At 65.5% G+C, this 17,497-nt stretch carries 2 protein-coding genes; both read right to left on the bottom strand.

Annotated elements, in window-relative coordinates; genetic code table 11:
* Nucleotides 1-53: 53 nt before the first annotated feature.
* Nucleotides 54-1,565, bottom strand: a complete 1,512-nt coding sequence (locus V7116_RS06880) for a M1 family metallopeptidase (RefSeq protein WP_324391156.1) — start codon at nucleotides 1,563-1,565, stop codon at nucleotides 54-56.
* 127 nt (nucleotides 1,566-1,692) lie between these two features.
* Nucleotides 1,693-17,124, bottom strand: a complete 15,432-nt coding sequence (locus tag V7116_RS06875; protein WP_324391155.1) for a DUF7948 domain-containing protein — start codon at nucleotides 17,122-17,124, stop codon at nucleotides 1,693-1,695.
* Nucleotides 17,125-17,497: the final 373 nt, after the last annotated feature.

The raw sequence follows: 17,497 nt of genomic DNA, 5'->3' as shown, positions 1-17,497 counted from the left end.
TAAACCAGGCGAGCGGGCGAGCAATCTTGGCTCGCCCGCTTTTGATTCCCATCTCAGCCGACCGGAAAGCCACCTACCCATTCCGCGAATGCCGCGTCCAGATCGACGCCGAGCGTCTGCTCGAAGGTGGACTGCACGCTTTCCGGCGTGGCGATGCCGTAGCGGTGGGTGGCAAAGAGGGTGCGCAGCGACGAGATCATGGCGTCGTGGCCGTAGCGGTCTTCGAGCATGGCAAAAAACGCAGGCCCCTTCTGGTAGATGAGGGCCCAATACGTTTCCTGATCGGGATAGGCGGAGACGGGCAGGCCGATCGGGTTGTCGCCCGCCGTCTCCGCGAACAGCTCGTACTGCGTGCGGAAGCTTTCCAGCGCGGCATCGTAGGCGTCCTGGCCTTCGGTCGCCAGGATGTACTGCGCGACGGAATACTGCGCCATCGCTTCATCGATCCACGGATGGCGGATCTGGTCGTTGCCAACGAGACTGTACCACCATTGGTGCGCGACCTCATGCACGATCAGGAACGTGAAATAGTCCGTATCCGCCGCCCACACATCGCCGTTGAGGACGATCAGGCCGGGGTATTCCAGCCCGCCCGCCGAGTTGGGCGTCTGCGCGATGTCCAGTTCCGCGAAGGGGTACGGGCCGAATACCTCGTTGAAGATGCGCAGCGCGTCGCGGGCGATCTGCATCCCGTGCTGCGTGGCGGCCAGTGCGCCGTCGGGGGCGGGATCGTACAGCAGGCGGATCAGCACGCCGTCCTGCTCGCCGGTCAGGGTGACGTAGCGCGCGCTGGCCGACAGCGAAAAATCGCGCATGAGCGGCGCGACAAAGCGGTGCGTCAGCGTACCGTCGTCGTTGGCGGTGAGGTCGATCTCGGAGCCGCTGGCGGCCAGGATCAGATCGGCGGGGGCGGTAACGCGCACGTCGTAGAAGGCCGTTTCGCTGAATACGGCATCGCCGCGCGGGTGATCGATCTCCTGCCACCAGCCTTTGCCCGGCTCGTAAACGGACAGGACGGGGTAGGCGTTGGGCAGGGCGAGGATGCCGCCCAGCACGCCGAACTGCCCGTACAGGTCGCGCGAGTCGTTGGCGATCGTGATGGCAAACGGCATGGTCAATGTGATCTGCGCGCCCGGCTGCAGCGCGGCGGGCAGCGTCACGGTGAGGACGGTGCGCGTGTCGTCCAGGGCGGGTTTGATCGCCGCGCCGCCGTCGGTGGTGATCTCGCCTACGGACATCTGCGCGCCGTAGCTGTTCAGGTTGGGATAGAGGCGGAACACGATCGTGTCGAGCGGCTGCGAGAGACTGTTGGTGTAGAGGACGGTTTGCTGGCCGCTGACAAGCGTTTCATCCTCGCCGGGTGCGATATTTAGCGCGATGGCGTAACGTGGGGCGGCGCTGTAAAACTTCATGTCGCCCTCGTAGGCGGGCAGCATCGCCGGGTGAAAATCCGCCGTCCAGTCCGCCGCGCTGCCACCCTGTCCGGCTGCCGGGCGCGGACCGGCGGCGAGCAGCGTCACCACGCACACGAGCGCGACCCAAACCCCTAGACTGCGCCGCACCATCCCTTGAGCCTCCTCACGCGCGCCACGCCGTTCAAGCTATTCCATTATAGGTGCCTCGCCGGGGGAAACAAAAACAGGGGGCGTGTCACACTTGGCACGCCCCCTGTTGTACTGCTTGCTGCGGAGATTACTTCGACGCGTAGACGTCGATCGAGTCGATGGCGACGGCATGCCCCTGCGACGAGGCGTTGGCCGTGCCGGTCGCCTTGATCTTCAGCGTATGCTCGCCCGGCTCCACGAAAAAGATATCGCTTTGCTCGATGCGGCTCACGTTGTTGAAGCTGTCGATCGTGGCGACGGTCTCACCGTCGATGCTGACTTCAAACGTGCCGAAGTTCCAGTAGTCGAGATAGTGCAGGCGCACCTTCTCGCCGTCGAACTTCAGCGTGACGCTCGCGTTTTTCTCGGTGCTGAAGTAGTAGTCGCCGCTCGACGTGTATTCGGAGAGGCCCTTTTCCCAGTCGCCGCTCATCTTCGTGCCGCTCTGGCCGACTTCGTAGCGGGTCCAGCTTCCGGCGGGCGGCGCGGTGAGCTGTTCGTCACCGGTTTTGCGCCAGCTCTGGAACTTCGCGCGCACGACGAGGCGCTGGCCGTAGGTCCAGGTGTCGCTGTCCCAGTCCGCGCAGGTCAGCAGCGTGACCATCGCCTGATTGCTCGGATAGGTGACTTCTACCGCGTCGGGGTCCACTTCGCGGACCGAGGACACGACATAGGTGTATTCCACACCCTTGCCGCGCGCGACGATCAGGTCACCGACTTCAAGCTGGTTGAGATTGCGGAACGGGCCGGGGCCGGTTCCGTGATAGATGTGCCCGGCGAACACGGCGTTACCCACCGTGCCCGCATAGGCCGTTCCGTCGAGATGCGCGATTTCGTTGGTGAAGGTCGAAACGTCCCAGGTGTGGCCGACGACCGGCGCATCCACCAGGGTGGTATCGATGCCGATGCGCGGGATGATGAGGCGCTGGGCCGGGATATCGGGTGGGGCAAAGTGCCCCACCTTATCCGCACCGGATTCACCCTGATCATTTTCCCACGCGACCGGCAGATCGGCCCAGGTCCCGACGGGCGCGCTGTAGTCGGGCGCGGATTCCGCGCCGTCCGGCTGCTGCGCCTGATCGGAGGGCTGAGACTGCTGCGGCTGCTGAGAAACCTGTTCGTCGCCCTGGTTCGCGGGCTGGTTGTCGTCCGATCCACCCGTGACCAGCAGCACCCCGACGATGACGAGGGATGCGACGGCCACAAGGCTGACCAGACCCACCATCCAGCGGCGGGGCTTGGGCAGGATTTCCGCAAGGCGGTCGCTGCGATATTCGGCCAGGACCTGCAGAGCGCCCCAGAGGATGCAGACGCCCAGGACGATCAGGGCCAGCACCATTGCGACGGTCCGCGCGCCGGAGCCGTTCCCGTCGCCAGCGGCGCGGGTGGGCAGCACCAGGTCAAAATGAGGCTGATCGCCGGTGCTGGGCAGGAGGCTCGGACCACTGCCGTAGCCGCTGCCACCCGCGACCGTCAGCGGACCGGTTGCCGTGGCGGTCGGCGCGACCGTGGGCGTCGGCGTGACGCTGGTCACGCGCGCGATGATGGCTACCGACGCGGCTGCCGACGTCTGGGCTGCGCCGCCCGCGTAGTTCATCTGCGCCACGTTGTTGATCGTGCTGCCGGGCGCGGCGGTCGTGGCGATGCTGACGGTGATGCTCATCGAGACCGTCGTGCCGGGGGCGATAGAGCCCAGGCTGAAGGTGACCGAGTTCGTCGTGGCGTCGAAGGCGGACGTGCCCTGCGACTGCGTGGACGAGACGTAGACGAACGTGCTGTTGAGCGGGTCTACGATCACGACGTTGTTGATGGTCGACGCGTACGGGTTGCTCACCGAGATGTAGAAGGTGGCTTGTTCACCCGGCGCGGCCTGGCTTACGGACGCCGACTTGAGGACCGCCGGGTCTGTGATGACCAGACCCATCGTGCCGCTCGCGCAGCCGCCGCTGACGCCGACCGTCACCGTCTTGAGCTGCGTGCCGGGGTCGAAGAGGATCGCGCCGCTGAGAGTCACCTGGCTCACCTGGAGCGTGTAGTTCCCGGCGGACAGGCTGGCGACGTTGTAGTTGCCCGAGGCGTCGGTCGTCGCGGTCGTGATCAGCGTGCCGCCGCTGTAGATGTAAACCAGCGTGTTGCCGAAGACGGCTTCACCTGCGTCGAGCGTGCCGTTGCCGTTGTCGTCCGCGAACACCTGCCCCTGGAGGCAGCCGCCCGTGGTCGGTACGGCGGTGGTCGTGTCGGTCACCGACGAGGTCAGGTTGGTCCCCGCGACGCTGGTCGCTGTGATGGTTGTGACATCCGTGACACTGCCGGACGCCGCCGGAACCACCACGTGGTAGCTGATGGTCAGCGAGCCGCCCGCGGCCACGCTCGGCGTGGTGTAGGGCGCGCTGCCGGAGGTGAGCGTCGTCAGCGCCGTACCGCCGCTGCTGACCGTGACGGTCTGGGTCCAGCCCGCCGTGCTGCCGACCACGTCGATGATGTACTGGTCGGGGTCGGTGCCGTTGTTGGTCAGCGTGTGCGTGTAGGTGTACGATGCGCCTGCCGTCACCGACTGGCTCAGATTGACGGGCGTGAAGGTGAACGTGACCGCCGAGTTGTAGGCCAGATTACCCGTCGCGCAGCCCTGATCCACACCGCCGATGCTGACGCACGCGGTGTTGCTGATCGTGGTGATGGCGGCTGCCACGAGGGTCTCGTCCATGGCGATGTGGTTGTTCACAATCGCGTCGTCACCAGCCTCGATGATGAAGTTCATGTAGAAGTCGTGCGGATCGGTCGGGCTGGTCGGCGGCGTGCTGGACGCCGAGATCTGGCCGCTGCCCACGACCGGGCTGGCATCGAACGCACCAGCCTGCGGCGGGTAATCCACCGACGGGAAGTCGTACCCGGTCGGCAGCGGAGGAACCAGCTCCAACACGAACTCGCGTGTGCCGCTGGCGGGAACGCCGTCGGTCGTGCCGCTCGTGATGTCGAAGCGGTAGCTGCCGTCGGTGCCCGTGAGCTGCGGGTTGGCCTGGATGGTATCGGCCAGGACTGCGGTCGCGCCCTGGTAGTAAACAAGGCGGATCTGGGCGTTGGCAACCGGATCACCCGTCGCGCCCACGTAGACGATACCGCTCGGGTCAAACGGGTCGAGATAGTTGGGCGTGCCGTTGTCGTTGCGGTCGCCGATGCCTTCCACGCCGTCCGGGGACGTGTCGTGGTCGGTGTCCACCGTGTAGGCGAAGCTCGGGCCTTCAAGGACCTGCGGCCCGGTCGCCGCGCCGTCGCCTTCAGGCTCGGCGGTGGCGACTTGCAGCACCATCGGACCCGCTTCTTCGGTCGCTGCCGGGACCGGGGTCGCGGTGTCCGCGCCCGCCGGGACCGACTCGATCACGATCTGGGACGGGTTCTGGCTGCCGTGGTTACCGGTGGCAACCGTGTCCATGTAGTTGGCAGGCAGGGTGCTTTCGTCGAGCCAGATCCAGTAAACGCCCGGTTCCATGTTCGGGAAGTCGTACTGGCCGTCCGGGCCGACGACGGAGTGCCCGACTTCGGTATCGGTGGCGCGGTCGAAAGCCCCGTCGCCGTTATCCGCGTAGAGGTAAACGTCCACGTTGCGGATACCCGATTCGATGTCGCCGCCCCACTGGCGGTTACCGTCGTTGTCGTTGAAGACCAGACCGACCAGATCGCCCGGTGCGGCCTCTTGTTCGGGCGTACCGGCGAGCGGCTCAAGGATGTCTTCGCCACCGGGGGCGAACACCAGGAGCGGCTGCCAGATGGGATTGGTCGAATCGGGCAGGTCGATCCAGTAGATGCCTTCCGCTACGTCGAAGAGATACTGGCCGTCGTCGCCTGTGACCAGGGTGTCGGCCAACAGGTCGAGCGCCGGGTCGAAGGCAACGTCGCCATCATCAACGTACAGATTCACCGTGTAGCCCACGGCGGGCAGGTCGCCTGCGCCGATCTGGTTGTCCGCGTCCGCGTCGATCCAGATCGTGCCGCTGATTTGCAACAGGTCGAGGGCTTCGGTCGCTTCCGGCGTGACCTCCGCCGTGGCTTCCGCGGTCGCCTCGGCGGTGACTTCTGCCGTCACTTCAGCGGTGACCTCTGCCGTGGCTTCGAGAGTCGCTTCCGGTGTCACGTCGCCCGCCACTTCTTCGGTGGGCGGCGCGGAGGGGTTCGGGATATCGGTGACCACGACGTCGTGCACGTCGATGTAGTCCAGAGCCAGCACCACGCCCTCACTAGACGCGTTGGTCTGGCCGGTGTTCTGGATAGTCAGCGTGTGCGGCCCGGCGTCGAGGTGGAAGGTCGCGCTCAGCGCGTCGGCCACGTCTTCACGGTAGCTGTCAACCATGGCGACAGGCTCACCGTCGATGGAGATCTGGAAGATGCCGAAGTTCCAGTACAGCAGGTAGCTCACGCGCGCCGCGTCGCCGGTGAAGTTCAGCGTCGCGCTGGCGTCGGCACCTTCGGAGTAGTAGTACGCACCGCCGGAGACGCTCGGGGAGTCGACCGACTGCCACAGGCCGCTCAGCGCGACCTGCTCGCTGCCGACTTCGTAGCGCGTCCAGCCGCCTTCCGGCACGCCCGAATCTTCCAGATCGATGCCGCTCATCGGCGTGCTGGTGAACGTGGCCGTAGGCGTGATCGGCTCACCGGCTGGCTCAGTGACTGCCGGTTCGGTGACCACTTCCGTCGGCGGCACAACGACCATGCCTTCGTCGGTCTGGGTGGGCGTAGGGGTAGCGGGCGACGGGGCGATCAGCGTGCCGCGCACGTCGATCGCGTCGAGGGCGATGATGTGGCCCTGCGACAGCTCGTTCGCGCCGCCTGAGTTCTGGATGCGGATGGTGTGCTGGCCAGAGGCCAGATTGTACTCGGCGGTGGTCAGCAGCTCGCTCTGGGCGCTGTAGCTGTCCACCGTGGCGATCAACTGATCGTCGGCGTAGATCTGGAAGAAACCGAAGTTCCAGAACAGCAGGTAGTGCAGGCGGAAGGAGTCGCCTTCAAAGCGGAAGGTGACGTTCGCCTGACCGTCCTGCGAGTAGACGTAGTTGCCGGACGAGACAAAGGACGACTGGATTTCTTCCCACAGGCCGCCGAACTGGACCGTCGTCGAGCTGATCTCGTAGCGCGACCAGCCTTCGGCCAGATCCGGCAGCAGGGTGGGCGACGGTTCGACCGTCGGGGTGCTGGTCGGCGGCACGACGGTCGGCACGGGCGTGAAGGTCATCAGGCCCAGCGCGGTCGTGGGTTCCACCGTCTCGCCAGGGGCGAGCGTTTCAGCAGGCGCCTGGGTTTCGCCCTCCACGGGCGGGAGCGGGGTCGGCGTCGTTGTCGGCGTGGCTGTGGGCGCGCTCGGCAGCACCTGGAGCACGGTTACCGTGTCGAGGGCGATCATCGTGCCCTGCGAGGCTTCGTTGGCTGTGCCCTTGTTCTGAACGCGCAGCATGTGCGCGCCAAGCCCGAACAGATAGTCCTGGCTGGTCTTGACTTCCATCTGGTCGCTGTATGCGTCGATGGTATCGACCAACTGGTCGTCAACGTACACGTCGAAGATGCCGAGGTTAGGCGCGCGCAGGTAGGTCAGGCGCAGGCCCTTGCCCGTGAAGCCGTAGGTCAGGGAAGCATCGCCATCGACCGAGTAGAGGTAAGTGCCCTGCGACGCCTGCGGCCAGTCGTACTCGGCCCAGAAGCCGTTCCAGGTGCCGGTTTGCTCGGAAAGCTCGAAGCCGACCCAGATTTCCATCTGGCTGCCCGGCTCGACAGGCACCGGCGTCGGGCTGCTCGTCGCGGTTTCGAGGGTTGGCTCCTCGGTGACCAGCGGCTCGTCTACCGCTTCGGTCGCCATTTCCGTGGAAACGGCAGCCGGGGATTCTTCCGCAGGCGGTTCGTCCGCGGGCGGCTGTTCTGCCGGAGGTTCTTCCGCCGGGGGCAGGGCGGTTGGCTCCGCTGCTGGTGGTTGGGCTGTCGGCTCGGTGAACGGCAGCTCGGGGGTGGCGGTGGGGTCGCTGCCCTCTTCGCCACCCTGCGCGAACAGCTTACCATCCGGGGCCAGAAGCAGGCCACCGAACAGCGCCAGCACGATCAGCAGGCTCAGCCAGCGGCGCGCGCGGCGGCGGTTGAGGCCACCCAGGCCCAGCAGCGGCAGGACCATGCCGAAGCCGAGGCCCGCGTAGCCGGTGGTCGGGATGGCGGTGATGCCCGGTGGGACGACGGATTCGAAGTACAACACGCCGACCTGTCCGGCGGGGATGTCGGGCAGCGTAACGGTGAGGTTCGCGCCCATAGTATTCGTCTGGGACGTCAGCCCGGTCGTCGTGGCCGTCGAGGGGCACGCCGACAGGACGCCGGTGTAGAGCGTCGCCGGTGCGTTGAGCACGGACGTGTCGATCGTGTCGGTGACGACCGCGCCGCTCACCGTAGACGCCGAGGCGTTGGTGACGCAGATGATCCAGGCGACGGTGTCGCCTTCTTCCAGGATGTCGCCGTTCACGTCGATGCCCTGCTTGGTGATGGTCAGCGTGGTGCTGCCGCCACTGGTCGCAAAGGCCGCCGTGTCGGAGTTGTTGGCCGTGTTCGTATCGGTTTCGGTGAGCGTGACCGACGCCGTATTGGTGATGGTCCCCGAGGCACCGGTTGCAACCGACGTCTGGATGGTGAGCGTCGCGCTGCTGCCCGCCGTCAGGCCACCGATCGGCCATGCGCCCGTGCCGGAGTTGTAGGTGCCGGTGGTGGCGGTGCTGCTCGTGTAGGTCACGCCTGCGGGCAGCACGTCGCTCACGGTGACGTTGGTCGCGTCGGAAGGTCCGTTGTTGGTCACGACGATGGTGTACGTCACCGGGTTGCCCGGATCGGCAGTGGCAGTGCTCGCCGTCTTATCAATCTGTACGTCCGTGCCGCCTGGCACTTCGTTGTCGTTGATCGTCACGGTTACGTCCGCCGGGTTGACTCCGTTATAAGTAGGATCGGTGCTGGTTGTCGCGCCAACGACAACGCTGCACGTCCGTCCGCCGGGGTTCGAGATGAAGTCGTCTGCGACCTGAACCGTAACCGGCAGGTTGGTCGCGCCGCTCGGCGTAAACTGCACCGAGGTGACGCCGCCCAGCGAGCAGGCCGGATCGCCGGTCAGGCCCAGCGGGACGGTGACGTTGGCGGTGGGCGCGCTGCCGATGACCAAGTTGAAGCTGGCGCTGCCGCCTTCGGTGATCGTCAGGCTGGCGGGCGCGGGGGTGATGGTGCCGGGCGTGCCGCTCGTGTCCGTGTCGTTAACGGTGACCACCACATCGGCGGGGTTGCCGCTGAAGTTCGGATCGCCGCTGACGACCGTTCCGGTCGTGACGGTACAGGTCTGGTTGCCGTCCACCACGCCATCGCTGACGCCGTTGACGTTGACGAAGACGCCGGTCATCCAGTTGGTGCCGGTCAGCGTGACGGAGGACACACCCGTGTCCAGCGCGCACTGGCTGTTAGAGGTCGCCAGGGCGATGGTCACCGGCTGGGTCGGCTGCGCGGTCAGGCGCATGTTGAACGATCCCGTGCTGCCTTCATCGATCGTCAGGGTCGTCGGATCGACCACAACGCCCGCCGTGTCATTGTCAGTGACGCTGAGCGTCACGTCAGCGACCGTCATGCCGTTGTAGACCGTGTCGGTACTGACCGCGTCTCCCGTCGTGATGGTACAGGTCTGCGTGCCGTCCACTTCGGTGTCATTGGCGCCGCGCACCGTGATGGTGATGCCGGTCTGCCAGTTGGTCGCGTCGAGGTGGGCCGGGCTGGTGCTGACGACCGTACATTCGTCGGGCGTCGAGGAAGTCACGGCGATGTTGACGAACGCCGTCGGCTGGCTGGTCAGGGCGATGGTGAAGGTCGCCTGCGTACCCGACTCGCTCACAGTTGCAGGAGTGGGCGCGCTGACGGTGATACCTGCCGCGTCGTCGTCGGCGATGGTCGCGCTGACCTGCGGCGGGTTGTCGCCGTTGTAGTTCGGATCGGTGCTGATCGCGCTCTGAAGCTGGATGGTGCAGGTCTGCGGACCATCCACGAGCGAGTCATCGACGGCGGTGACGGTCACGGACTGGCCGGTCCAGGTCGTGTCGTCGAGCGTGACTGCGCTCGGCGAGACGGTGCACTCGGTGGTGTCCATCGAGAACATGTTGATGGTCACACCGGCGGTCGGCTGGCTGGTCAGGCTGATGGTGAACGTCCCGCTCTCGGACGGCTCGGAGAGCGACAGCGACGTGGGAGCTACCAGGATGTCGGCGGTTTCGTCGTCGCTGACGATCACCAGCACGTCGGAGATCGCCAGGGTGTTGTAAACCGGGTCGATGCTGGTGCGCGCCACGTCGATGAGGCAGTGCCGCGTGCCGTCGAACGTACTGTTATCGGGCACGGTGACGGTGAAGGTGGCGGCAGTCTGCCAGCTCGCGGGCGTGATGATCGTGCTCGCCGGGCTGACGCTGCACAGCGTCGGATCGGGCGAGGTTGCGGTCACCTGGACGTCGGCGGTCGGGCGGCTGCCCAACGCGACGGTGAAGGTCGTGTCCGGGCTGCCTTCGTTGATGTTGATGGTGGTCGGCGCCACAACGAACGCGGCCACATCGTCATCGGTCAGGGTCACGGTGACGTCGCCCACGACCTTGTTCGAGTAGTTCGAGTCGGTGCTGCTCGTGTTGCCGGTGATGATGGTGCAGCTCCGGTTGGGCTGATCGTCGATGGAGTTATCCACCGAGGTAATCGTCACCAGGGAGGCCGCGCCGGACCCGTCCCAATCGGTCGGGGTGAGCGTCACGGTCGAGGGCGACACGGTGCAGCTTGAGGTATCGGACGAACTCAGTCCAACCGTCACGTTGGCGGTGGGGGTGTTCGTCAGCCGGATGGTGAAGGTCGCGGTCGCGTTGTTCTCGCTCATCGTGACCGTGCTGCGGCTCACGACGACCTGCGGCGTTTCGTTGTCGATGACCGTAACCGCCACGTCATCCACATCGCCTGCGCCGAGCGCCGCGTAGTTCGCGTCTTCGCCGGACGGATCGCCGGTCGCAACTGTGCAGAGCCGCTGGCCGCCCGCGTCGGTCGTGGCATTGTCCACGGCGGTCACAGTGACCGTCTGGCCCGTCTGCCAGTTCGTCGGGTTCAGCTCGATGCTGGTGGCCGAGATGGTGCAGGTGCCTGATGCCGGACTGGTCGACAGCGGGATCGAGACGTTGCCCGTGGGCAGGCTCGCCAGCCGGACGGTGAAGGTGTTGGTCGAGTTCGGCTCGAAGACGATGATATCGGTCGGATCGACGATCACTTGCGCGAGGTCGTTGTCGTACACCGTCACGGTGATGTCGCCGATCGTCAGCCCTTCGTAGTTCGTGTCAGGGCTGGTCGAGGGGCCAGCCGAACGAACCACGCAGGTCCGGGTGCCGCCCGCGTTCAGGATTTCGTCGTCCACGGCGGTGACGGTGACCGGTACACCGGAGGCCCACGCCGAGGCCGGGATCACCACGTCGGTCGGGCTGACGGTACAGACCGTCGGATCGTCCGTTTCGAGCGGGACCGTTACGTCTTCGGTGAGCTGGGTCAGCGGCTGGATGTAGAACTGCGTCGAGCCGTTGGGTTCCATGACGCCCAGGGTCGTCGCGTTGGCGGCCAGCCCGGCGGCGTCGTTGTCGTTCAACGTGACCACGACGTTATCCACGGTCAGGCCGTTGTAGGCCACGTCGGTGCTGGTGGTCGTGCCGGTCATGACGGTACAGGTTTGCGGCCCGTCGATCAGCACGTCGTCTTCAGCGCGGACTAACACCGTCTTGCCCGTCCATTCGGCGGGCTGGATGGTGATGGAGGTCGTGGGCACGCCGATCGGGCCGAGCGAGCACTCGGACGAGTCCGAGCGGCTGAGCGCGATGGTGACGGGCGCAGTCGGCTGGCTGCCCAACTGGATGGTGAACGTGGCGGAGCCGTTCGGCTCGCTGATGGTCAGTTCGGTGATCGGGATGATCACCGAGGCGGCTTCGTTGTCGAGCACCGTCACGGCGACATCGATAGGATCGATGCCCGCGAAATTCGTGTCGGTGCTGGTGGCGGCGGCGGTCTGAATGGTGCAGGTGCGCGCCGGGTTATCCAGGATGTTGTTATCGACTGCCGTCACCGTGACCTGCGCGCCGGTCTGCCAGGTCGTGTCGTCGAGGCTGACGTTGGCCGGGCTGACGGTGCAGGCGGTGGTGTCGGACGACGTGATGCCTACGCTCACCGCGCCGATCGGCTGGCTGCCGAGGGTGACGGTGAAGGTGGTGGTGTTGGCGGGTTCGCTGACCGTGACGGACGCGGGCTGAACGTTGATCGTCGCCACGTCGTCGTCGATGACGTGCACCGTGACATCGCTCACCGGCAGGCTGTTGAAGTTGCCGTCCGTGCTGGTGGTGGTCGAGGTCGTTACGGTACAGGTGCGCTGGCCGCCCGCATTGATGATGCTGTCGTTCACGGCCTGGATCGTCACCGTCTGGGGCGTGTTCCAGGACGCGGGCGCGATGGTGAGCGTGGACAGGCTCGCGGTGCAGTCAGCGCCCGTCGAGATGTTGAAGCTCACATCGGCGGTCGGGCGGCTGGTCAGCACGACGGTGAAGGTCGTGGAGCCGGTCGGCTCGACCACGGTCAGGTCGGTCTTGTTCAGCGTCACACCGGCGCTGTCGTTGTCCGTGACGGTTACCGTCACGTCACCGATTTCGCTGCCGGGGATATTGTTGTAGTTGCCGTCCGGGCTGGTTGCGCCGTCCGTGATGACGGTACAGGTCCGCGCGGGCGAGTTGATCAGCGAGTCGTCCACCGGGGTCACCGGGACCAGGACGCCGGTCTGCCAGCTTCCCACGGGGATGGTGACCGTGGCCGGGACGGTGCAGATCGTCGTATCGGACGAGTGCATCGCCAGGGTGACGGTGTTGGTGGGCTGGGTCGCCAGATGAACGTTGAAGCTGCCGCCCAGGTTCGGCTCGGCAATCGTCAGCGCGGAGGGCAGGATGATGCCCGGCGTGTCGTTGTCGAGCACGGTGACCGTCACGTCCGGCACGGCGATGCCGTTGTAGGTCGTGTCAAGGGTGCTGGCTGCCGTGGTCGTAATCATGCAGGTTTCGGTCGGCTCGATGGACGAGTCGTCCACTGCGGTTACGGTCACAGACTGGGCCACGTTCCAGGTCGTGTCGGTGAAGGTGAGCGTGTTCGTGCTCACCGTGCAGTCGCTGCCCACCGGCGCGAGGCTGATGGTCACGTCGCCGGTCGGCTGCGTGTTCAGGCGCACGGTGAACGGCGCACCCGGCTGGCCTTCGGTCACGGTGAGCGTGGTGCGGCTCAAGGTGACGCTCGCCGCTTCGTCGTCGGTCACGGTGACGGTCACGTCTTCCGGATCGAGCGATTCGTAAGCGGGATCGGTCGGCAGGGTGGGCGGATCGAGAACTACCTGGCACACGCGCGGCGCACCGTTTACCGCGGCGTCATCGACGGCGGTCACGGTGACGATCTGCGGCGTATCCCAGGTCGCGTTCGTGAAGGTCAGCGACGCGGCGCTGATGGTGCAGATGCTCGTGTCGGACGGGGTCACAGCGATCGTGACATCCACCGAGGGCTGGCTGTTGAGGCGGACCGTGAAGTCATCGGTCGAGCCGCTGCCCGATTCCACGAGGAAGATCGCCGTGGGGCTTACGGTGAAGCCCGGCTGGTCGTCGTCGGTCACCGTCACGGTGATGTCGTCCGGGTCCAGACCGTTGTAGGTGGCGTCCGCCGTGGTCGTGTCGGGATCGATCGCCACGGTGCACGTGCGGGCCGGATCGTTCACCGCGTCGTCGTCAACGGCGGTCACGGTGATCGACTGCGGCGTGTCCCAGTCGGCAGCGGTGAACGTTGCCGTCGAGGGACTGACCGTGCAGGCGGTGGTATCGGTCGAGGAGAAGCTGACCGTTACGTCGGCGGTCGGCTCCGTGTTGAGCTGGATATTGAAGGACGCGCTGCCGTTCGGCTCGTCCACGGTGACGGTGGGCGGATAGGCGGTGAAGCCAGACGTGTCGTCGTCTTCGACGGTCACGTCCACGTCATCCGGGTTGAGCGCGGGATCGGCGTAGTCCGGATCGGTGCTGGTCGGATCGCCGGTGATGACCGTGCAGGGCTGATCGCCATCGTCGATGTCGTCATTGACGGCGGTGACCGTGACGCCGACGCCCGCCTGCCAGCTCGCCGCCGGGATGATCACCTCGGTCGGCGCGGCGCACTGGGTATTGCTGGTGGACAGCGGGACCGTCACCGGATTGGTGGGCCGACTGGTCAGTGAGACGGTGAAGCTGCTGGACGTGCCCGATTCGCTCACCGTGATGCTGGTGGGGCTGACGACGATGCCCGCCGTGTCGTTATCGACTACGGTCACAGTCACGTCAGCGACATCCGCCGCCACGAGGGCGTTATAGTTCACGTCGGGGCTGGCCGGATCACCCGTGATGACGGTACAGGTGCGATCCGGGGTGTTGACACTGTTGTCATCGACGGCGGTTACCGTGACGGAGACGCCGGTCTGCCACGCGGTGCCGGTGCTCGAGATCACGGCGGATGCCGGGCTGACCGAGCAGGCGCTGGTCGGGTCAGTGGTCAGCGGCACGGTCACGTTGGCGGCAGGCTGGCTGCGCAGACGGATGATGAAGGTCGCGGTTTCGTTCGGCTCGATCACGCTGACCGTGGTGGGCAGCACGTCGATGCCGGGGCCGTCATTGTCGGTGACGGTGACCGTTACGTCGTCGGGATCGATGCTTGAGTAGTTCGGGTCGGCGCTGGTCAGCGAGGTAGTCAGCAGGCAGTCACGGAACCCGTTCGGGTTGATCGCGCTGTCGTCGATGGCCGTCACGGTGATGCTCGCGCCGGTGTTCCAGTTCGTGCTGTCGAGCACGGCGGTGCCGGGTGCGGTGACTTCGCAGGCCGGATTGCTCACCGGGGCCGTGAAGGTTACGGTGACATCCGTGCCAGCAGCGGGCTGGCTGCCCAGCGTGACGGTGACGTTCTGCGAGCCGTTCGGCTCAGCGACCGTCGGATTGGTCGGGTTGATGATGACCGCGGCCAGATCGTTGTCGGTGATCGAAACGGTCAGGTCCAGCGGGCCCGCAACCGGCGGCTGCGCGTCTACCTGGAAGGTCGCCGCGTCGTAGCTGTCGTCCGTGGCCGCCGCGTTGATGGTGTGCGTGATGGTGGACGTGTGCGGACCTTCGATCGCCGCATCGTCCACGGCGCGCACCCACACCTGCGCGCCTGAACTCCAGTTGGAGGAAGTCAGGGTTACGGTCGCGGTGGTGCCGAACGTTGAGCCGTTCGTACTGATTTCAAGCTGCGTCCCGGTGGACAGGTCAATGACCACGTCCGAGGCGGGCCGGGCACTGAGGGTTACGACATAGGTGTCCTGGTCGAGACTGGTCGAAGGCGTGGCTTCACGCACATCCACCGAGCCTGACGTGCGGGTGATGATCACCTGCCGCGGCACGCTCAACTTGGCGACGAAACCTTCCGGCGGCGTCGCGCTGCCATCGGCGGGGGCCAGCAGGTCGATCAGCGTGGAGGAGGTCTCGCCCGCGATGTACATGTTGCCGCTGGCATCGACATCGATCCCGTAGCCGTGATCGGCACCCGCGCCGCCGTAGGTCGTGCTTTCGGCCAGCGACTGCGTGCCGCCCAGGGTCGTATCGATCTTGGTGACGAAGGCGTCATCCGCGCCGCGCTGTACGTTGGGCGACAGCACCAGCGGATTCTTCTGCGGGAAGCTGGGCGTGGAGCCGAGCGTGTTGGTCATACCAACGATGTAGGCGTTGCCCAGCGTATCGACGGCGACATCTTCGGCCATGTCGCCCGAGACGCCGCCGAGATAGGTGTTGTAAAGGACCGTGCTGCCGCTAGCATTGAGCTTGAGCAGGAAGGCATCGCTCGACCCGGCTAGCGTCGTGTCGTAGGTCAGCGCGCCCGACGAGTAAGCATCGCTCGAGATCGTCGTACCGACGACGTAGGCGCTGCCCGACGCGTCAACGGCGATGCCGAAGCCGTCATCGGCCTGACTGCCACCCCAGAGGCGGCTGTACGCTCCCGCGCCGGTCCACGTACCGGCGGCATCGAGCTTGGTGATGAAGACGTCAAAATCGCCATGCGAGGCGTTGCCCGCAATGGTGGTGGGGAAGTTCGAAGAGAGCGTCGAGCCGGTGACGTAGGCGCTGCCTGCGCCATCCACGGCGATGCCAAACCCGATTTCCTGATCCGTGCCGCCCAGGATCGTGACATACGTGGGGGCGCTGCCAGGAGCGATCCGCACCACATATGCATCGCTCGGCGTGGCGGATGCGCGGGTCTGGCCTGCGAAAGACGTCGAGGTCGTCGTACCGACAAGGTACGCTGCCGTTCCGTCATAGGCGATGTCGGCGGCTTCATCCGTGCCCGCGCCACCGAGGTACGTGCCGTAGTTCAGCACGCCCGCCGCGCTGAGGCGGACGAAGATCGCATCTCTGCCGCCGCCCGACGCAGCCTGATAGGCGCCCGTGTTGGGGAAGTCGGTCGAGCTGGTGTAGCCCGCGACGTACGCGTTGCCCGCGGCATCGACGTCAATACTCGTCCCAGTGTCGTTGCTTGTACCGCCGATGATGGTGGTGTACACGAGTGCGCCCGCCGGGTCGAGCTTCGTCACGAAAATGTTCTGACCCGCGGGCGGCGTACCGGACGCGCCGGGGAAGTTCGTGCTGGTGGTGTAGCCGGTGATGTAGGCTGCGCCCGTGCCATCGACGGCAATACTGCGCGCGCTGTCGTTCAGCGAGCCGCCCAGGTAGGTGCTGTAGACCAGGGTCGGGTCGATGATCAGCGGCTGGGTGTGGTCGTATTCGCCCACAACAAGGCCGACTTCACCATCGCTTAACAGCACAAAACGGCTCTCCACTGAGATCCGTTTGCCGTTCAGGTTCTGGTAGGTGTATGGGGCTTTGTGTCTCAAGACCCCGCTGCCCACTTGCAGCACGAGATCGCCGTTTGCGTCCAGGTGCAGCCCTGTGATGCCGTCGAAGCCGAGTCGGATGGCGTCGGGCGACGCTCCCGGCGCGACGATAAAGTCATACTGGAGCTGGCGCTGGTTGCCGTAGTAGAGCAGGTCGATGCCGGGATAGACGCCGGTATAGCGGACCTGACCGTAGTGTGCGATGTCCGTATACCACTGCGCCGGATCGCTGCCGATGAAGTAGTGGCTGACGCCCGGCAGCAGGGCTTCCGCGGAAGCCTGCGCGTCGGCGCTGCCATTCACCAGCCGCATCGTGACCACTGCCGGATCGGCTCCGGCTGCCTGCTGGAGCACCAACACGCTCTGGCCGCCGGAAAGGGCGAGGCTGTAGCCCGCGCCAGACGCGATGAATTCGGCGTCTGCGCCTACCTGCCCGACGTTCGGCTCAAAAGCGAGTGGGAGCACCCCATAGGCATCGCGTGCCGCCTCGTTGGTGGCGATACGCTGGCCGGCATCGCTGGCCGCTGCTGATACGGGCTGCGCTGCGTTGTTCAAAAACTGTGGCCCGGACGCAAGGCCAAGAACAAGCGCGCAAACAACGAGTATCATGAAACCATAAGATCGCTTCAACATCTGAGTCCCCCGCTTCATGCCGCTCATGGTCGAGTTGGCAAGCCGATTGAGCGCATCTTTCAACCCGCTCGCGTTATAGTCGGCGGAATAAAGGAAGAATTAAATACTATTGTCGATATTGTATTGTATCGCCATTTGCAGCCGTGCCGTCGGTTTCGTGACTAACGTACTACCATTGGCCGGCTGGCAAAATGACCCTACGGTCAGAGCCTTATTATATGGATAAAGAAGGACGGTGCTTTCGCCTATCAGTGCGGAAAACACCCCGATTGTCGTGCGGTAGTGAGAAGTCTAC

The sequence above is a fragment of the Aggregatilinea sp. genome (genome assembly GCF_036822615.1).
GTDB lineage: Bacteria > Chloroflexota > Anaerolineae > Aggregatilineales > Aggregatilineaceae > Aggregatilinea.
This window is presented reverse-complemented; position numbering and strand designations above follow the sequence as displayed.